Source organism: Flavobacterium phycosphaerae, assembly GCF_010119235.1.
GTDB lineage: Bacteria > Bacteroidota > Bacteroidia > Flavobacteriales > Flavobacteriaceae > Flavobacterium > Flavobacterium phycosphaerae.
Genome location: NZ_JAAATZ010000001.1, coordinates 275385 through 297345, shown reverse-complemented (window position 1 = coordinate 297345; position 21961 = coordinate 275385). Strand labels below are relative to the sequence as shown.

General features: G+C 39.8%; 6 protein-coding genes. All 6 read left to right on the top strand.

Annotated features, from left to right (window positions below; all coding sequences use genetic code 11):
- The first annotated feature begins 105 nt into the window (after positions 1-105).
- The 6 genes from GUU89_RS01305 to GUU89_RS01280 all read left to right on the top strand — a co-directional run bounded on the left by GUU89_RS01305 (position 106) and on the right by GUU89_RS01280 (position 21949).
- Positions 106-873: a DUF2334 domain-containing protein gene (locus GUU89_RS01305; RefSeq protein WP_162126244.1), complete on the top strand. Its 768-nt coding sequence runs from the start codon at positions 106-108 to the stop codon at positions 871-873.
- A 1-nt stretch (position 874) separates the two neighbouring features.
- Positions 875-1774, top strand: a complete 900-nt coding sequence (locus tag GUU89_RS01300) for a GNAT family N-acetyltransferase (protein ID WP_162126243.1) — start codon at positions 875-877, stop codon at positions 1772-1774.
- Positions 1775-2217: 443 nt separating this feature from the next.
- A complete protein-coding gene (locus tag GUU89_RS01295; protein WP_162126242.1) occupies positions 2218-7752 on the top strand; it encodes an Ig-like domain-containing protein in 5535 nt (1844 codons plus the stop codon).
- A gap of 345 nt (positions 7753-8097) precedes the next feature.
- A complete protein-coding gene (locus GUU89_RS01290; RefSeq protein ID WP_162126241.1) occupies positions 8098-8478 on the top strand; it encodes an HU family DNA-binding protein in 381 nt (126 codons plus the stop codon).
- Between the two features lie 216 nt (positions 8479-8694).
- On the top strand, positions 8695-16092 hold the full coding sequence (locus GUU89_RS01285; protein WP_162126240.1) for a YDG domain-containing protein: 7398 nt from the start codon (positions 8695-8697) through the stop codon (positions 16090-16092).
- Between the two features lie 433 nt (positions 16093-16525).
- Positions 16526-21949 carry a beta strand repeat-containing protein gene (locus GUU89_RS01280; RefSeq protein ID WP_162126239.1) on the top strand — a complete coding sequence of 1808 codons (5424 nt, stop codon included), beginning with the start codon at positions 16526-16528 and terminating at the stop codon, positions 21947-21949.
- The last annotated feature ends 12 nt before the right edge of the window (positions 21950-21961 follow it).

The window sequence follows — 21961 nt, the reverse complement described above, 5'->3', positions numbered from 1 at the left end:
TGATATTCATCCTTCTAAAAGTACCGATTTGTATGAGGCCGGTGGCGACAAGGAGAAAGGGCCTTAGGAAAAGTGATGTGGTTGTTGAGCAGACATCCAAAGTTAATGGTTACGCTTTTCACCACTGCCGATTGGCGCGAAACACATGCCTTTCCGACTCGGAAGCTATTGGCAAAGATTCCAAAAGTAAGGGATCAGTTTTATTTGGCCAAAAGATTAAAAAAAGGCACGATGAGTTTGGAAAACCATCCTGATTTTGTGGTTTTTCTAAACGGAATGAAACAAACAGAATTGGCCTATCACGGGCTGTATCATATTCACAAAGGATTAAAAATTCCGGTTGAGTTTCAAAACCAAACCCGCGAAGAATTTGAAAAAATAATCACGGAAATGGAACGGATTTTTGACGCTTCCAAAATAAACTACGTCAAAGGGATTTGTCCTCCGGGATGGAATGCACCCGAAGCGTTGTTGGATACTTTAGTGGCTCATCATTTTGATTATGTAGCCTCCTCGCGCGATGTTTTGACGGCGGTTTCAAAAGAGGCCAAATGCAATATGAGCGGTATTAAAGGAGTGCCGTTGCTTTATCCGACGCTTTTAAAAGAGAATAAAATCGTTCACATTCCTTCTAATTTTCAAGTGAATTCTACCCTTGACAGAGCCGAAGAAATTATTGCCAACGAAGGTTTGATTTCTATTAAAGCACACATTATAAAACAGGTGGGAAGTTATACTGCTCTTGATGGTGTGGATGATTTGTACATGAACTATTTAGATGTCTTGCTGACGCTTTTAGAGCAAAAACACGGGGAGGATTTGTGGTGGACCTCTATGGGGGAAATCGCCCATTTTGTAAAAAACAATAACTAAAATGAACACTATTATCCTAAATCCGGAAAACTATAAAAATACCTATTTGGCGTATTTAAATCAATGCTTTCCGAATTGGGGAAATACGAATACCTACGACTGGATTTTTGAAAGAAGTGTAGGGGAGCATGAATCGGATATTTTATTAATCAAAGACGAAAACAATCAGGTGATTGCCGGTTCAGCCGTTACGTACCGAAAACTCAAAACGGCCAACGGTTCCGAGGTTGATTTTGGAATCATGACAGGGTCGTGGACATTACCCGAGGCCAGAGGGAAAGGTTGTTTTAGCCAGATGATTGATGAATCCAAACGGATTTGTTTTGCTAAAGGAGTTCCTTTTTTAACGGCCTTTGTTACAGAGTCTAATGCCAGTTACCGCCGACTGAGAGATGCCGGCTTTTATGGTAAAACCGCTGATAATGTTTTCTCTAAAGAATCGGTTTTTGCTTCAGATTCCGATTTCAGTACTTTAAAAACAGTGCCGGTTGATGTGGAATTGTTGTTTGAAAAATACACTCATTTTGCTTCTAATCATAATGTGTTTGGATACAGTAAAGCAGAATTTGAAGGACAATATATTAAACGGTTGACTCCCACGGAATGTATCAAAGTAGGGGAGACTTATTGCTTGTTTGAAGACACCGGAACCATAATCAAACTTCTTTTTCTTTCCGATTTTAATATAAACGATTTAAAAGTGTTTTGCGAATGGATGCGAGTGCATCGAGATAAAAAAGTCATGTTCTTTCTATCCGATGACGCCAAAAGTAAAATCGCGGAAGCTAATGATTTCCAATTCGTAAAAGGATTCTTTATGGTTCAAAAAACAGCCGCATCGATAGCAGATTCTTTAAGTTTTTTTAAACAAATCAATATCAATTTGGCAGATAAAATGTAAAGCGTTTTGTTGCAGTCGGTATGAATAACAAGCCAATTGTTCTAAGTTGGTTTGATTCCTCAATATAACCATCCAAATGTTTTTTTAAATAAAAACTTTTTCTGATGCATTTCGAAAGAATGGCATCAGGAGTAGCCGTTTGATGTAGAAAATGTAAAACAAAAACCATTTATCGGTATAAAATTGAATTTCAAAGGTATAATTAAGCATTTCAACTTCAAATAAACGTATTTAGTCGATGAAAAATTTGGTTTACTAGAAAACAATGATTTTCTTTGTCACTAGAACAGCTATGCTGTTTTTTAAGCATTTATTTTTCATAATATGCTGTTATTTAACGACTATTTAGGCTTGTTGTCAAGAATATTTGTTGTTGTACAGTATCAGAATTATGTTTGCTCAAAATTGTATATCCAAATCTAAAAGAATTTAAATACAGGCGTATGAAAACATTTTTACTTAATCAACTTAAACCAAAAACTGCTTTTTTAACCATTATTCTATTTTTGGTTTTTAATTCGGCGTTTAGTGCAACCTACTATTCCAAAGCTACAGGTAATCCAAGCACGTTAAGTACTTGGGGACAAAATACAGATGGTACTGGAACAGCACCCACAAATTTTACCACTTCAGGTGATATTTTTATTTTAAGATCAGCATCAACATTAACAACAACCGCTAACTGGACTATCGGCTCGGGTGTTACCTTGCAAATGGATGGTTCGTTAGCCATCAATGGTAATGGTAATGCAGTTACAATTAATGGTACAGTTATTTTCACTAATGCCTCTGCCACACAAGTTTCAATGGCAGGAGCCGGTAGTGGTAATGATTTTATTGTATCTGCTGGTGCTATTGTAAAAACGGTTAATGCTAACGGACTTCAAGGAACGAATTGTTCTTTACCGGCAAACGCGGCTAAAAGAACGGTGACTTTAAGTACAACCGCTGATTATGAGTTTAACGGAACGAGTACCAATCAGCTTACACTAGGATTGCCGGCTACCGTAAATGATTTGACTATAAATAATGCTTCAGGGGTTCGATTAAGTGCTGCTGTTACTGTATCAGGAATGTTAAGCATGACCTCTGGTACTTTAGATATGATTAATACCAATTTAACTGCTGGTTCTTTGACAGGTTCAGGTAATCTGACGCACTCTTCGGGAACAGCAGGGACCAGAACATTAACTATCGGAACAGACAATACAAGTCCTGCAGCTTACACGGGTGTAATCAGTAATGGTACAGCTACTGCTGTTGTTTTAACTAAATCAGGAACCGGTAAACTTACTTTGACCGGAACTAATACATATACAGGAGCCACGTCAGTTACTGGCGGGGTGCTAAACATTCAGAATGCACAAGGAACCGGTACAACGGCAGGAGGGGTTACCGTATCTTCGGGAGCTGCTATTGAGTTGCAAGGCGGAATTACAGTTGGTGCAGAAGCCTTATCTATCAACAATACCGGGGTATCCGCAGGAGGTTCTTTAAGAAATATAAGTGGAAACAATACTTGGGGTGGTACAGTAACCTTAGTTACTAATGCGGCAAGAATTAATTCAGATTCAGGAACTCTAACCTTAAGTGCCGGTAATGCTGTAACGGCTACAAACATCAACTTAACTTTAGGAGGTGTTGGTAATATTGACGTTTCAGGAACAATAACAACAGGTAGTGGTACCTTAACCAAAGACGGATCAGGAACAGCTACTTTATCAGGTACCAATACTTATACAGGAGCAACCACTATCTCCGTTGGGGTGCTGAATATTCAAAATAACCAAGGAACCGGTACAACAGCCGGAGGGGTAACCGTTGCATCGGGAGCTGCTTTACAAGTTCAAGGTGGCATTACAGTAGGTGCTGAGGCCTTAACTTTAAACGGTTCCGGTATATCAAGTGACGGTGCTTTACGAAGTGTCGGAACAGGTAATTTAACCAATACATGGGGAGGAACTATAACATTGGCTTCCACTCCGGTCAGAATAAATGCGGATTCGAGTTCTACTCTTAGCATGGGAGCTATTACCGGTACCAATACCAGTTTGTTCTTAGGCGGTTTAGGAAATATCGTAGTAACGGGTGCTATTACCACCGGTACAGGTTCAATGACAGACGATGGACCGGGTAGTGTTACTTTTTCAGGATCTAATACTTATACAGGGGCTACTACTATAGCGGCCGGTATTACCAGTTTGGGAGCCAGTAATGTTTTTGCCAATTCTTCGAGCTTGGTATTAAATGGAGGTACTTTTAAAACAGGAACTGCAACCGGTTTCTCCGATACTATGGGGACTATAACATTGAGTGCCAATTCAACTTTTGCTTTGGGAGGAACAGCGCACACAATGACTTTTTCTGACAGTCACTTGGTGTCATGGACTGGTACAACACTAACAGTGAATGGATGGACAGGTACCGGAGGAGCTTCAGGAACAGCCGGTAAGATTGTAATCGGCACTACAAGTGCTGGTTTAACTACCGGTCAATTGGCTAAATTTAATTTTACAGGGTATGCTCCGGGAGCTGTACAATTGAGCAACGGAGAAGTAGTGCCTACACCGGCTCCGGCTATTACCAGTGCTACAACAGCCAGCTCAACCTATGGTGCAGGAACAACTTATACCATAACAGGTTCTTATACTCCTACCAGCTACAATGCTACAGGATTGCCAACCGGGATGTCGGTAAATACTTCTACCGGTGTTATAACCGTAGCGTCAACTACAGCGGCAGGAACTTATTCTATTTCAATATTTGCTACCAATGCCAGCGGTACTGGGTCAACTACTTTGACTTATACCGTTAATCCGGCGGCTTTAAATATTACTGCTGATAATGCTTCTAAATGTTTTGGTACTACTTATACTTTAGGAACAAGTGCCTTTACCCCAAGCGGTTTACAGAATAGCGAAACGGTAGGCAGCGTAACCCTTACCAGCTCAGGAGCTAGCTCAGGAGCAGCAGTCGGGACTTATGCTATAGTGCCTTCAGCAGCAACTGGCGGGACTTTTACAGCAGCTAACTATACTATTACATACACTGACGGTACTTTAACTGTTATTGCCTTGCCAAGCGCACCATCCGGAACTAATGGTTCAGTATGTGTTACCGGAACGGCAAGTTTGTCTGCTTCAGTTGGAGGCGGAGAAACAGTTGACTGGTATGATGCATCAACCGGAGGGACTTTATTATTGAGTAATTCAACCAGTTATACTACACCAAGTATCTCATCCACTACCATTTATTATGCCGAGGCTCGAAACACTACCACAGGTTGTGTTTCAGGTTCAAGAACAGCCGTAACTGCTACGGTGAATCCAGCATCAGTTGGAGGTTCAGTAACCGGAGGAACTACTATTTGTAGTGGTTCCGCCAGCGGTTTGTTGACCTTGTCAGGGAATACAGGTACTGTAGTGCGTTGGGAATATGCTGTTAGTCCATTCTCATCTTGGACTACTATTGCTAATACATCAACTACTTATACCTCAGGAACTTTAACACAAACTACTAAATTCAGAGCCGTTGTTCAAAGCGGTGTTTGTTCAGAAGCCAATTCAGCGGATACAACGGTTACTGTTGATCCAACTTCGGTGGGAGGAACGGTAGCATCAGCTCAAAGTATTTGTTATGGTACAGAACCTGCAGATTTAACATTGTCAGGTAACACAGGTACTGTGGTTAAATGGCAAAGTTCAAGCGATGCCGGATTCTCTTCACCAACAGATATTGCAGAAACATCAACTACGCTAAACGGTACTACTATTGGTGCTTTAACGGCTAATACCTATTTCAGAGCGGTGGTTCAAAGTGGGGTTTGCTCTTCAGCCAATTCTGCTGCCGTATTAATAACTGTAGATGCGACTACCGTGGGTGGTACTGTTTCTTCAGATCAAACTATTTGTTCGGGTACACAACCGGCCGACTTAACTTTATCAGGCCATGTAGGTTCTGTAATCCAATGGGAATCATCTACAGATGCCGGTTTCTCCAGTCCAACAGCTATCATTGTAACTTCTGCTACCTTAACCGGGGCTACTATCGGAAGTTTAACGCAAGATACTTATTTCAGAGCGGTAGTGCAAAGCGGAGCTTGTGACCCGGTGGAGTCTGATGCTGTTTTAATAACCGTTAACGATGCTTCTGTAGGAGGTTCAGTAACAGGAGGAACAGCTATTTGTGCCGGTTCAACCAGTGGCCTTTTGACTTTGGCTGGTCATACAGGTACTATTCTCCGTTGGGAATACGCTGTTAGTCCATTCTCATCTTGGACTACTATTGCCAATACAGTAGATACTTATACTTCGGGCGCTTTAACTCAAACCACTCGTTTCAGAGCGGTGGTACAAAGTGGCGTTTGTTCAGAAGCGGCTTCGGCTTATACCAGTGTTGATATCAATACAACAACATGGAGTAGTGGTGCTTGGGATAACGGAGCACCGGATAATACTACAGCAGCCATCATCTCTAGTGCTTTCGTTTCCGGAGGTACTGACCTTGAAGCTTGTTCGTTAACCATTAACAATAGTTCAACCGTAATTATTTCTTCAGGAGATACCGTTAGACTTAGTGGTGCCTTGACAGCAGTGAGTGGTAGTTTAGTTACTTTTAATAACAACGCTAACCTAATTCAGACAGGTAGTACCAACACCAACTCAGGAGCCATCATTATAAAACGTAACAGTTCGGCTTTAATGAGACAAGATTATACTTTGTGGTCTTCACCGGTAGCCAGTCAACAATTACAGGCTTACTCACCACAAACGTTAAGCAATCGTTTCTACACCTATAATACTACTACTAATTTGTATGATGTAGTGGCATCGCCATCTACTACTAATTTTGCCACTGCGCAAGGTTACTTAATCAGAATGCCAAACAACCATCCGGCTTCACCAACGATTTGGGTAGGTCAGTTTGCGGGTGTTCCTAATAACGGAGACTACAGCTATACTTTGGTTAATGGAGGTGCCGGGCAACGATTTAACTTGGTTGGAAACCCATACCCATCGCCAATTGATGCTACTGCTTTTGTAGGTGATACTAATAACAGTTCTTCTATTACCGGAACTTTATATTTCTGGAGAAAAACCAACAACGCCTTGAGTCCTTCATACTGTACTTGGACATTGGGTGGATTTGTAAGCAATGGAGAAGCTCAGGTATATGATCCTAATGATGTTATTCAAACCGGTCAAGGGTTTTTCGTAGAAGGAACCGGAAGCGGAACCGTAAATTTTGATAACACTATGCGTATAGATGACCATGCCGATCAGTTCTTCAAAGTAGCCAATACTATTGAAAGAAACCGTATTTGGTTGAATGCTACCAATGCTGCAGGATTGTTTTCACAAACGATGGTGGGCTATATAACCAATGCTACTCAAGGAGTAGATGCCACAATTGATGGTAAATATATTAATGATGGAGGTATAGCTTTGACTTCTTTAATTGGTACTACGCCTTTTGCTATCCAAGGAAGAGCCTTGCCATTTGATGCTGCTGATGTGGTTCCGATGAACTTTAAAGTAGCTGCTGCCGGAGAGTACACCATTGCCATTGATCATGTGGATGGTTTATTTGCCGGAAATCAAACCGTATATTTAAGAGACAACACTACCGGATTTATTCATGATTTGACTACAGGTGGTTATACTTTTTCATCTGAAGCCGGAAACTTTGATACAAGATTTGATGTTTTGTACCAATTACCATTAGGCTACACCAACCCGGTATTCAATGCCAATCAGGTTGTGATTTATAAAAATCCTGCCAATGAGTTTGTGGTAAATTCAGGAAACGCTGTAATGGCTTCGGTAAAAGTATTTGATATCAGAGGCCGCTTATTAGTAGAGCAAAAAGGAATCAATGCCAGTCAAATTACTATCAATGCCGGTTTGTCTAATGAAGTGCTTTTAGTGCAGGTAACCTCTGAAGACGGGGTAATGGTAACTAAAAAAGTAATCAAGTAAAAAAAAGAATTAATCAGGATATAAAAATCCCCATCAGTTTCTGGTGGGGATTTTTGTTTTTAAGGCCAACGGTTTTCTTGTAGCGGTGGCTTTAGGTGATGTTGCCCCTCTAAGTTTAGTAATTCCATGGCGTTACGGTTTAAAATGGTAAGGCTTATAGTTTCAATAGATGTACATCTTTAGTTAAATAGATATACATCTATGCTCTTAAAGAAGTACATCTTTGGTACAAAAGTTGTATAACTCTATTTTGATTATGCAGCATTATCGTTTTCTTAACCGCTAGTGTTTTTTGTTGTTGAAACGCATAGTCTTTTATAAGTCTAATTTTAAAAATCATTTATTATGGCAGTACCTTATACTATAGTTCCCAAAAAAAATAATTTGGTAACACCTCCCGAGGTAAAATATTACCCGATAGCGGTGGGCAGACAAGTAATCGATTTAGATCAACTGGCCAAGCGGGTGGCACAAGCCTCATCAATGAGTGTGGCCGATTGTTATGGTGTTATTATAGCACTTACCGAGCAAATAGCTTTTGAATTGGCGGACGGGAATATTATTAAAATTAAAAGTTTGGGTACCTTTCAGCTCACGATTTCCTCAGGAGGAGTGGAGCAACCAACAGAATCAATACTCCCTCATATAAAGGCTACCCGAATTAAATACAAACCTTCCAAAGAGTTACAGCAAAAATTAAAAGTTGTGAAGTTTGAAAAAAAGTAAATTACGGTTATTATAACGCTGTAGGAATAACGCTTAAAGTTTTATTCACTTTTTTTCTTTAATCCAATAAAAAGAAAAAGACTACAAAAAAAATCGATAAAAAACACATAAAACCGATAAAATAACGCTAGTGAATTAGTTAACAATTAGTTAATATCTTTTTGCTCCTATCGGTATATTTATCTATATTTTTGGTGTTCAATTAAATATTTATTTATGAAAAACTTTTTACTATCTAAAAAGGCGGGATCTCTTGCGTTATGGAGTTTCGCTTTGTTGTTTTTGCTTATCTCTGGGAAGGGCTATGGGCAAATTAGTGTAACAACATCTGGAGTAGCAGTGACTCAAAATTTTGATTCTATGCTAGGAACTTCAGCTACTGCTGCACTTACTACAAATCAATGGCGTGCTGGTGATACTGCCAGTCCGTTAACTTGGGCCGGTGCCAATAGAACGGCAACCACTCAACTTGGAGGAACAGCAGCAGCTGTATCTTCGGGAGGTATATACAACTATGGTGATGGTACAGCAGCTAGTGCTACTGATCGTTGCGTAGGGTTTTTATCGAGTGGATCATCTCCATTTACGGCAACTGCAGCTGCTCCTATGCACTTGTTTGCTCAGTATGTCAATTCAACGGGTTCAACGATTACACAATTAGATGGTACTTTTAATGTAGAAAAATATAGAAATGGTACCAATGCCTCAGGTTTTAGTATTTTATTCTACTACTCAACCAACGGAACTTCATGGACAGCGGTTACTTCAGGAAATCAGTCTTTTGCAGCAGATGCTAATAATAATGCGGTATCACCAGCTGGTAGTACTTCTAAATCATTCTCCATTACGGGATTATCGATAGCTAGTAGTGCTACTTTTTATTTGCGTTGGGATTATTCAGTTACTACTGGTTCAACAGCAACTAATGCTCAAGGATTAGGTATTGATAACGTTAGTCTTACTGCTACGTCAGTAACAGCTGTTGATCCAAACTTAGCTTTAGCGGGTCAAACTAAAACTTACGGAGATTCCGGTTTTACTATGACTGCCACTTCTGACAATTCAGTAGGTGCTATAACTTATAGTAGTAACAATCCGAGTGTAGCCACTATTAATAGTACTACAGGTGCTGTGGTAATAAAAGGTGCAGGTACTGCTTCAATCTTGGTAAGTCAAGCCGCATCAACCGGTTATACTGCTGATACTGCCTCTGCTACATTAACGGTGAATCCTGCTACAACGGGTTTAACTATAACAGCTACTAATATTTCTAAAGTTTACGGTCTTGCACTGTCTAATGGTACTGCTTCAGTTTCTTTATCAAATGTTAGTGGATTATTATATACTGATAATTTAGGTACAGGTGCTACACTTTCCTATTCTTATGGATCAGGTGGAGCTGCTTTTGCTCCTGTTGCATTTTATCCCGGCGATATTACTCCTTCTAATTTAATTCTTGGTTCAGGAGCTACTTATAATCCGGCAAATTATGCTGCGGTTACTTATGTTAGCGGTGATTTAACCGTTTCACCTGCAAGTCAAACAATAACTTTTGCATCTACCGATTCAAAACCTTATGGTACAGCTGCCTATTCGTTGAATGGTATAGCCTCTTCTGGTTTGACAGTATCATATAGCAGTTCTGATACAAATGTTGCTACTATTTCTGGAAGTACCATTACTATTGTAGGTGTTGGTACAACAACAATTACTGCCTCTCAAGCGGGTGACGGTAATTATAATGCGGCAACTTCAGTTAACCAAACTTTAACCGTAACGGCCAAAAACTTAACAGTTACAGGAATAACAGCTAACAACAAAAACTTTGACGGAAACACGGATGCTACTTTAAGCGGAACAGGTTCTCTAGTAGGAGTAGTTGGTACTGATGATGTAACTTTAGTAGGTACTCCTGTGGCTTCATTCCTCACAGCTACAGTTGGAACGGGTAAACAAGTAGATGTAACAGGGTATAGCTTGAACGGTACAACTGCCGGTAATTATACACTTACACAACCTACTTTATTTGCTGACATCATCGCTAATGACCCTACAATTTTTGTTAGTGGAACTTTAGCAGCAGTCAATGCAACTTATGGTTCAGCCAGTGCTACACCAAGTTCTTTTAACGTAAGTGCTCAATCTTTGACAGACGCTATTACTGTAGCGGCTCCATCAGGGTTTGAAGTATCTTTATCAAGTGCGAGTGGCTATGCTTCGTCAATCTTAGTTGGTGGTGCAGGAAGTCTTTCAAGTACCCCGATTTATGTGCGTTTAGCAGCTACAACAGTTGCCGGTACTTATTCAGGTGATATTACATTAAATAGTACAGGGGCAACAGAAGTTACCATTGCTACAGCCAGTAGTACAGTAGCTCCTAAAGGATTGACTATTTCAGGTCTTACCGGTAATGATAAAACCTATGACGGAACTACTACTGCTACCGTAAGTGGTACAGCTACTTTAAATGGTGTGGTTGGTAGTGATGATGTTACTTTAAACAGTACAGCGGTTACTTATAATTTTGCAACAGCAACTGCCGGAGCTTCTAAAGCTATTACTGCTTTAGGATTCACCTTAAATGGAACTGCTGCCGGAAATTATACCGTAGCTCAACCAACAGAATTGAGTGCTACTATTAGCAAAGCAACTTCTACTATTTCGGTTACCGGTGCTTTCACATTTACTTATAACGGAACCGCACAAGGACCAAACACTTCAAGTGTTACCGGTTCTGCAGGAGCTATCACTTACAGCTATAATGGCGTTTCATTGTCTTACGGGCCAAGTGCTACAAGACCAACCAATGTGGGTAGTTATAAAGTTGTAGCTACAGTTGCAGCCGATACTAATTATGAAGCAGCTACTTCAGCTGATTTTACTTTTGATATTACTAAAGCTGATCAAACGATTACTTTGGCATCAACAGATACCAAAACTACAGCTACTACGACCTATACATTGGCTTTAAATGCCAGCTCAGGTTTACCTATTACTTATACCTCTCCTGATTCTTCAGTAATCACTATCAGTGGTAATACTGTAACTATTGTAGGTGCTGGTACAGCTACTATCACAGCTAATCAGGCAGGTAACGATAATTACAATGCAGCTCCGGAAGCTACACAAACCTTAACGGTTACTCAACCGGCTTGTGCTTCTGTTTCAGGAACTACGTCATATAATTTTGGAGCCGTAACTCCGTTTACAGCTTCTCCAACTGCTACCCAATCCAATGTTACAACCAGTGCTGTTACACAAGGAAATAGTTTTGGAGCATCAACCTTATTATCTTCTACTTCAGGATCTTCAGGATATACAGGGGCATCAGGTGCAGGTAATGCCGGAATCGCTGCTGTTAACGGAGCGTTCTCAACTTCAACTTCTGCTTACTTTGCCTTTACGGTAACCCCTGCAGCAGGATATAACTTTACTTTAAACGGCATTAGTTTTGGTTCAAGAAGTACTACTTCAGGGCCACAAGCTTATGCATTAAGAAGTAGTTTAGATAATTATGCTACTGATATTGCTACAGGTACTTTGGCTAATAATTCTGCTTATGCCTTGAAAACAAATACTGTATCAGTTACAGGAAATGGAAATGCCAATCCTGTTACTTTCCGTATTTACGGTTCAGGAGGTACAAGTACAGCTTCTTCAGGAACAGTTAACTGGAGAATTGATGATTTAGCGTTAAGTTTATCAACTTCAAATACACCTTCAACTGCAACAGTTGGAGCTAATCAAACCGTTTGTGGATTAACTAGTGCCGCTTTAGGAGGTAATACACCAAACGTTGGAACAGGAACTTGGTCTCAAGTTTCAGGACCTGGTACATCATCATTTAGTGCAGTAAATAGTGGTTCTTCTACAGCTACTGCTTCAGTTATTGGTACTTATGTATACCGTTGGTCTATTACTAATGGTTGTGCTACATCATTCTCTGCTGATGTAACAGTTGAATATAAAACTGCGGCTACAGCTACTATCACTGCTGAAGGGGCTACTTCATTCTGTGACGGAGGAAGTGTGACTTTAACTGCTAACGAAGGTGCCAGCTATTTATGGTCAACCAACGGAACATCTCAAAGTATTACAGCTACAACTTCAGGAAACTATACAGTAACTGTAACAGCTGCTAATGGTTGTTCAGCTACTTCATCGGCTACAACTGTAACGGTTACTCCTAATACTACTCATACTACTACAATTTCAGCTTGTGATTCTTATACTTGGACAGCAGGTAACGGAAACACTTATACTGAGAGTGGTTCATATACTTACGTTAACGAATGTCATACTGAAACGTTAGCCTTGACAATTACACCAAGCTCTACAGCTCCGGATGTTACTGCTTCTGCTTGTGATTCTTATGTTTGGTCTTTCAACGGACAAACCTATACTGCCAGTGGAGATTACACTAATACCATTAACTGTGTAACAACAACATTGCATTTAACTATAACACCAAGCACTAGCAACACAACTACTGAATCAGTTTGTGACAGCTATACTTGGTCAGTAAATGACGAGTTATATACTGAGTCAGGTACTTATACTGTAGTTTCAGGATGTCATACTGAGATTTTAGTCTTGACTATTACACCAACTACTACTCATACTACTACTCAATCAGCTTGTGATAGCTTTACTTGGACAGCCGGAAATGGAAATACCTATACAGAAAGTGGTATATACGTTTATGTGAACGGATGTCATACTGAAACGTTAGACTTGACTATTACACCAAGTACAAGTCATACTACTACAGAATCAGCTTGTGATAGTTTTACTTGGACAGCCGGTAACGGTAGTACCTATACAGAAAGTGGTAATTATACTTATGTAAACGGATGTCATACTGAGACTTTAGCCTTGACTATTACGCCAAGTTCTACTCATACTACAACTGAATCAGCTTGTGATTCTTATACTTGGACAGCCGGAAACGGAAACACTTATACAGAAAGTGGTTCATACGTTTATGTAAACGGATGCCATACTGAGACTTTAGCCTTGACTATTACGCCAAGCACTACTAATACGACTACAGCATCAGCTTGTGATACTTATACTTGGTCAGTTAATAATGTAGAGTATACTGTGTCAGGAAATTACTCTGTAGTTAACGGATGTCATACAGAATACTTGAATTTAACCATCAACCCTGGTACAAGTCACACAACTACAGCAGCTGCTTGCGGAAGCTACGTTTGGTCTGTTAATGGTTTAACTTATACTGAATCAGGAAAATATACTGTAATTACAGGATGTAATGAAGAAGTTTTAGAGTTAACCATTACACCGGTAACCAGTAATACAACTACCGCTACGGCTTGTGACAGTTATACTTGGGCTGCCAATGAAGAAGTTTATACAACTTCAGGTACTTATTCTGTAGTTCGTGATTGTCATACCGAAATATTAAACTTGACTATTAATACTACTCCAACGGTTCCTGGTGGATTTAATTCAAGTTATACATTCTGTGGAGGAAGTGCTGTTCCGCCTCTTGATTTAACAGCGCTAACAACTCCTGATGTTACTTTTGATATCACAGGAGGTTCAGCTATTGGATTGAATGATGTTATTGGTGGTACAGGTATACCTACCTTCACTGCAATTGTTGGAACAGCTACTATAACGGTAACTCCAAAAGCAAATGGTTGTATTGGTAATGCTGTATCGTTTACAGTTTTGGTTAATCCATCAACTAGTAATACAACAACGATTACAGCAACAGGAAGTTATACTTGGTCTGTTAATAACATAACTTATACTGCTACAGGAAATTATTCTTATACAGCACCAAATAGCTGTCATACAGAATACTTAAACTTAACCATAAACAGTCAAGCTGAAATTACTACTCAACCGGCTACTACTAATATTTGTGGAACTGTAGGAGCTACAGCTACATTCAGCGTGGCATCGACTATGCCAAATGCTACTTACACATGGCAGTACAGAGTACCGACAGCTACCAATCCAAACCCGGCTTGGATTACTATTACCAGTGCTAATGCCGCAGTGTATTCAAACTTCGATACAGCTACTTTAACCGTAACTAAAACCTCTACATTACCAGCTAAAGGAACAGTGTATCAAGTGTTAGTTAATGGAGATGCTCCAGAGTTAACATCAAATACTGCCGGTATTAACATCTTAACTACTGTTAAAGCGGGTGCTATTTCAGTTGCCTCTACTAACGTATGTTTAGGAAGCGATTTAACTATGACTTTAACAGGTTATGCAGCTACGTCATTCCAATGGCAGTCTTCTCCAATCTCTACAGGTACAGCACCAGGTGTGTTTACTGATATTGACGGAGCTACAGGAACAAGTTATACACTTACTAATGCTCAGTTAAATGCTGACAGATCATACCGAGTGGTTGTGGTTAATTCTTGTAACAATACTACAGCTACGACAGCAACCAAAACAATCACTGTAAATCCTCTATCAGTAGCAGGTACTATTACAGTTGGTGGTGGAACAATCTGTGAAGGTGGTTCAGGAAGTTTAAAAATTGCTGGTTATGTTGGAAAAATCCAATGGGAGTATTCAGAAGACGGTGTGAACTATTTTGCTGCACCAAAAGCTTCAGCTATTCCGGTAGGATTACCTTTCAGCACTACTTCTACAAGTAGTACAGCTACTAGCTATGTACCAACTAATATGACAGTTGATTTATATTTCAGAGCCAAAGTAACTAGCGGAGCTTGTTCTTCAGCTTATACTACACCGGTTCAATACATAATCGGAACTGAAGCTATTGTTGGAACTATTGCAGGAGGAACAACTGTTTGTCCTACAACAGGGACAACTTTAACATTGTCAAATGCAACAGGTACTATCACTTGGGAAAAATCAACTAACTATGCTACTGCAACTCCAACTTGGACAGCAACTACGAACCATAGCTTAGTTTACCCAACTGGTAACTTAACACTTTCTACGGCTTACAGAGTTAAAGTAACTATTGGTAGCTGTTCTACAGTATACAGTGATTTAGCTTACGTACTTGTAGTGGCTAAACCATTAGCTAAAACAGTGGTGGCAAATACTACATCTCCAACAGGAAAAACTGCTTTAACTGCTATCTGTGTTGATAGTGATATTAAAGTATTAACTATTGGTGCCGGTTATAATGGAGCTATCCAATGGCAGACTTCAACTGAGTCAGCTACAACAGGATTCTCTGATATCGCTGGTGCTAACCAAGTAAGTTATACTGTTACTGACCCTGTAGTAGGCGTAAACTACTTCAGAGCTACATTCACTAACAGCTGTGGAACTACTGTTAACGGTGTTGCCGTTGCGGTATACTACAAAGATTGTACTCCGGCTAAAGTTTCAACTGCAGTACCATTTGCAGTAGTAGCTTATCCAAACCCATACAGTGATAATTTCCACTTAAACTTGACTACTTCAAGTGAAGAAAGAGTAGGAGTATCTATCTATGACATGACAGGAAAATTACTTGATAAGAGAGAAGTTGGAGCTACAGAAGCTTCAGAATTATCTATCGGTGACCGTTTCGCGTCAGGAGTTTACAACGTTGTGGTAACACAAGGAAGTGAAGTGAAAACACTTCGTGTAGTTAAAAGATAATTACATTAGATTCTAAAAATAGAAAGCCTCTCTGGAAACAGAGAGGCTTTTTTTGTTTAATAAATTTAGATTTTGGTGAGTCCTTATCAGTTAGCCGGAATACTTTTAATCTAAAGGGCAGAGAATAGATGGTTTCTCAACTTCACAAATCAATTAGGAATTATTCTATAAAATCTCTTATGTAGGTTATAAATCAATAATTTATCAACACGAAAACGTTTGCGTTGAGCGTTTCGTTACAATTATTTGTAGCAAGTTAATTATTTGTTAATTTTACAATCCCCCTGTCTCTTTAACGGTTTGTTTTTTTGTCAATACTGTTTTTTTGAGTTGTTTTTTTGTGATAAATAGAAAAAATAAGTTAAAAAGATGTGTTATGACAAATGTTAAATCTTCAGCTTACATTAATATTAATTCTTAGTCATTTAAAATTATGAAAAGATTTTTACGAGAGAAGTTTGTCTATTTAGTACCATTGTTTTTGATTTTTGGATTTACTCAAAAAGCTTTTGCACAGCCAACAGTTTTGGGAACACAATTGGTAAATGGAGGTTATTCAACAAATAATTTAACGCTGAGAGGAGGGGCTAGCTATGTTAGACTTCAAGCAACTTCAGGGGCAGCTTCCGGAACACGAAATTGGGAGTTTGCAACAGGTAATGCTGCTTCAACAAATTATTCAACCAACTGGAGACCCTATGCTTCGGGTAAAACTTTATCAGGATATAATACCTATATAGATCCGAGTACGGCAGAAGCTTCCGCAAGATATAATACAGGCTTTGGAGGTCAAAGTGGTTTATTACCGGCAGTAACTTCGGGTTCATATTATACTTTCAATGTCGGAACTAATGGAGGTGGAAACAATTTTATGTCGGTTTTAGAGACATCTTATAATCCAACGGCTATTTCAAGTGCAAGTCAGAGTCCGATAGCTTCAACTGTTTATACAGGACAAAATGTTATTGTGACACTGAATGCTGCAGCGGCTCTTAATACTGGTGAGTATGCTTATTTGCGTTATACTAAAGATAATTTTGCAACTTCAACCCTAGTGGCATTTTCTATGTCAGGTAATACCGGAACGGCCACCATACCTAGTAGCGTGAATACATTAGGGGCTAATGTTGCTTATTATATTTTTACCTCAAATCAGGCCAATTACACTAACGCAGCTCAAGCTGACTTTTTTACTTTGAATCTTTACAATGCTTCAGGGCAAAATGTTGGAGGATCAAATTACACTTATACCGTTCAAACACCGCCGGTACCAACAATTGCATTAGGAGCAAATCCAACAGTTTGTAGAGGAATTACTTCGGCAAATTTATCATATAGCGCTACTACTAATAGTCCGAATCAATATAGTATTACCTTTGATAGTACTGCTTTGGGTCAGGGTTTTACTAGTGTTAGTAATGTTGCTTTACCTTCATCACCCATTCCTATTACGGTTCCGGCTACAGCAGCTGCAGGCACTTACAATGCTACTTTATCGGTTAAAAATGCCACCACTGGAGGTGTGAGCTCTAATTACACTATAGCTGTTACTATTGCAGCTTTGCCAACAGCCGGCATAACCAATACTACAGGAGTTACTCAGCTTACTTGTTCCGTATCATCAATTAGTGTTACTGCAACAGGAGGTACTTTGTATTCTTGGTCCGATGGAACTTCTGTGGTTAGTACTACAGCCAATTTGAGTATTACAACAGCAGGAACTTATACGGTAACCGTTACCAATGCCAGTGGCTGTTCAGAAACAGCAAGTATTGTAATCACACAAGATACGGCGGCGACTTCATCAAGTCAGACCGTTACGGCTTGTGATACTTATACTTGGTCAGTGAATGGAAGTACTTATACTACATCGGGAACTTATACTTTTGTTGGTACTAATGCTGCCGGTTGTCCGGATACTAAAACACTTAATTTAACTATTAACAGTAGTACCACTTCAAGCGAATCAGCAACGGCTTGTGATACTTTCACTTGGTCGGTAAATGGGCAAACTTACACATCCAGTGGGACTTATACTTCCGTTGGTACAAATGCCGCCGGTTGTCCGGATACTAAAAATTTAATATTAACCATTAACCATAGTACTGCATCAAGCCAAACCGTTTCGGCTTGTGACACCTATACTTGGTCAGTGAATGGGCAAACCTATACGTCCAGTGGTACTTATACTTTTGTTGGTACTAATGCTGCCGGTTGTACCGATACTAAAACTTTAGTATTAACCATTTATTTAAGTACACCATCCAGTCAAACCATTACAGCTTGTGACAGTTATACTTGGGATGTTGACGGCAATACATACACTACATCAGGTACCTATGTTTTCGAAGGAACGAATGCGGCGGGTTGTTCACAAAATCAAACGCTGTATTTAACTATTACTAACAGCACATCATCCAGTCAAACCATTACTGCTTGTAATAGTTATTTATGGTCAGTGAATGGAAACACATATACTACATCCGGAACTTATACTGCTGTGAGTACTAATGCTGCCGGTTGTCCTGATACTAAAACATTACATTTAACCATTTATAACAGTACTTCATCAAGTCAAACAGTCACTGCTTGCGATAGCTATACGTGGTCGGTAAACGATCAAACGTATACTGAAAGCGGAACTTACATAGTTGTTGGAACCAATTCAGACGGTTGTACCGATACTAAAACACTGCATTTAACCATCACGCCAAGTACTAATACAACCACCACAGCAACTGCTTGCGGAGGCTATACTTGGTCAGTCAACGGACAAACCTATGCCACCTCCGGAACCTATACGGCTGTAACGGGTTGTCATACTGAAACATTAGTTTTGACTATCACTCCCAATACCGGTAATACCACAACAACTTCTACTTGTGACAGTTATTTATGGTCGGTAAACGGGCAAACCTACACCGCAAGCGGAACTTATACTTCGGTAACAGGGTGCCATACCGAAACTTTGGAGTTGACTGTAAATCAAAGTACAGCTTCCAGCCAAACCGTTGCGGCCTGTAATACTTATACATGGTCAGTAAATGGTCAAACGTATACATCTTCCGGTACTTATACTTTTGTTGGGACTAATGCTGCCGGTTGTACCGATACTAAAACATTAAACTTAACCATTAATAACAGTACTTCATCAAGCCAAACCGTTTCAGCTTGTGGTAGCTATACTTGGTCAGTAAACGGAATAACCTATACCTCAAGCGGAACTTATACTTTTGTAGGGACTAATGCTGCCGGTTGTTCAGATACTAAAACATTAAATTTAACTATTTCAGGGTTAAACAAAAGTAGCGCAGGGGCTTCTTGGACCAATGGACAAAATGACAACACTACCGGTTTTGGCGCATGGAGTTTATCAACGTTTGGAACTACAACCGGATTCTTTGCCGGAAGTTCGGATATAAACAATGGAGGGTCAACTTCATGGGGAATGTATGCCAGCGGAGGTAATAATGTGGCCAGTGCTGTAAGACCTGTCGCTATGGGAGTAGGCAATACCATTTCTTTCTCAATGGATAATGGTTTTATCGATACAGGCAAGACAATTGGTTTTGGACTTCAAAACAGTGCCGGAGAAAATTTAGCGGAACTGGTCTTTATCGGAGGACAATCGACTTACCGAATGATTGATGCCAACTCGGCAAATACCTCCATAGGGTATACGGGAGCCGGGTTAGATATCTCTTTAACTTATACAGGAACTAATACTTACTCAATCACGGTATCAGCCAGAGGAGGTTCGTCAGCAACTTATACAGGAAGAACATTTACTACACAGGCAGGAGGACAAAAGCCAACTCAGATTCGTTTCTTCAATGCTGGAGCAGGTACCGGTGGGGGCTATGATCTATTCTTCAATAGTTTAACTCTCAATAATCCGGTTATAACTACTCAGCCATCAGCTATCCAACAAAATATTTGTGCCGGTGCTACACCAACAAATCTTACTGTATTAGCAAGTGGTTCAGGACAAACCTACCAATGGTACAGTAATTCAGTAAATAGTTATACAGGAGGTACTAGTTTAGGAACTGACAATGGAGCTACTACAGCTACATTGACTCCTCAAAATACAACAGCAGGAACCACATATTACTACTGTGTGGTAGCTGACCCATGTGGCTCAACGTATTCCAATGTTTCCGCAGCAGTTGTGGTAACATCGCAACCAAATGCAGGAACATTGAGCGGTATTCAGGAAATTTGTGTGAACGGGGTAACCACTTTCTCAACTAACGGAACTACCGGTGGTTCCTGGTCTTCTTCGGCTTCTGGTATTGCATCAGTAAGTACTTCCGGAGTGGTTTCAGGGGTAAGCGCTGGTGCTGCAACTATAACTTATACTCTCAACGGAACAGGAGGTTGTGCCAATGCAACTGCTACAAGAACAGTTACAGTTAATCCATTACCAACAGTGGGTATCACTAACACTACAGGGTCTTCAGTGATTACATGTTCAATAGAAAGCATAAATGTTACTGCCACAGGAGGAGACAGCTATTCCTGGTCGAACGGAACCAGTATAGTGGGAACTTCTGCCGATTTAGAAATTACTACCGCAGGAACTTATTCGGTTACCGCTACGAACGCATTTGGATGTACAGCGACGGCTAGTGTTATCGTTACTGAAAACAAGACAACAACCTCTAGTGAATCAGCAACAGCTTGTGATACTTATACATGGGCTTTGAACGGACAAACTTATACTACAACAGGTGATTATACTTATGTAACTACCAATGAAGCCGGATGCGTAAATACAGCAACCTTACATTTAACTATCAATAACAGTACTTCATCAACTCAAACGGTTTCGACTTGTGATAGCTATACTTGGGCTGTAAACAATGAAACATATACTGAATCAGGAACTTATACCGCTATAGGAACTACTGCAGCAGGTTGTACTGATACTAAAACTTTAGTAGTAACGATAACACCTAGCACTTCAAATGCTACTACAGCATCAGCTTGCGATAGTTATACTTGGTCAGTAAACAACCAGGAATATACTGAAAGCGGTACTTATACTTCTGTATCAGGTTGTCATACCGAAACGTTGACATTGACAATAACACCAACTACGACTAACACTACTACCGCAGCAGCTTGTGATAGCTATACTTGGTCAGTAAACAATCAGGAGTATACAACATCAGGAAACTATTCAGTAGTAAGTGGTTGTCATACCGAAAATCTAAATTTGACCATTACATCCAGCACTACTAATTCGACTAATGTTACCACTTGCGGAACTTACCATTGGGCAGTCAATGATACGGATTATAATGTATCAGGTGTTTATACCTTTGTAACAGGATGTCATACAGAAATATTGAACTTAACTATTTCATGCGAATCAGTAGTTACTGTTACGGCTAACATTGAAGGTTACTATGATGCTTCAACTCATGCTATGCGTCCGGTATTAGCTAACCAAGGTGTTGGTTCCAGTTCAACTAATGTAGATGAGATTACAGTAGAGTTGCATGATGCCGGTACTTATGCTTTAGTAGCCACAACCACGGCTATGCTACAAACTAACGGTACGGCAGTAGCTACTTACAGCTCGTCACCAAGTGGTTCATTCTACGTGGTGGTTAAACATAGAAATGCCATGGAAACATGGAGTGCAAACCCTGTAACTGTTGGTGCTACACCGGCTACATACAATTTCACTGACGCAGCTTCTAAAGCTTATGGTAACAACATGAAAATTTTAGAATCGGGAGTTTACGGATTCTATTCAGGTGATATGAACCAAGACGGTTTTATCGAAATTCAGGATTTTACACCATTAAACAATGATAGTGATTTGGGGCAGAAGGTTATAACGTAACCGATTTGAATG

Excerpts from the sequence above, each read along its gene's own strand:
- GUU89_RS01305 (WP_162126244.1), top strand. The coding sequence starts at position 106 with ATGGTTACGCTTTTCACCACTGCCGATTGGCGCGAAACACATGCCTTT.
- GUU89_RS01290 (WP_162126241.1), top strand. The coding sequence starts at position 8,098 with ATGGCAGTACCTTATACTATAGTTCCCAAAAAAAATAATTTGGTAACA.
- GUU89_RS01285 (WP_162126240.1), top strand. The coding sequence starts at position 8,695 with ATGAAAAACTTTTTACTATCTAAAAAGGCGGGATCTCTTGCGTTATGG.
- GUU89_RS01295 (WP_162126242.1), top strand. The coding sequence starts at position 2,218 with ATGAAAACATTTTTACTTAATCAACTTAAACCAAAAACTGCTTTTTTA.
- GUU89_RS01300 (WP_162126243.1), top strand. The coding sequence starts at position 875 with ATGAACACTATTATCCTAAATCCGGAAAACTATAAAAATACCTATTTG.
- GUU89_RS01280 (WP_162126239.1), top strand. The coding sequence starts at position 16,526 with ATGAAAAGATTTTTACGAGAGAAGTTTGTCTATTTAGTACCATTGTTT.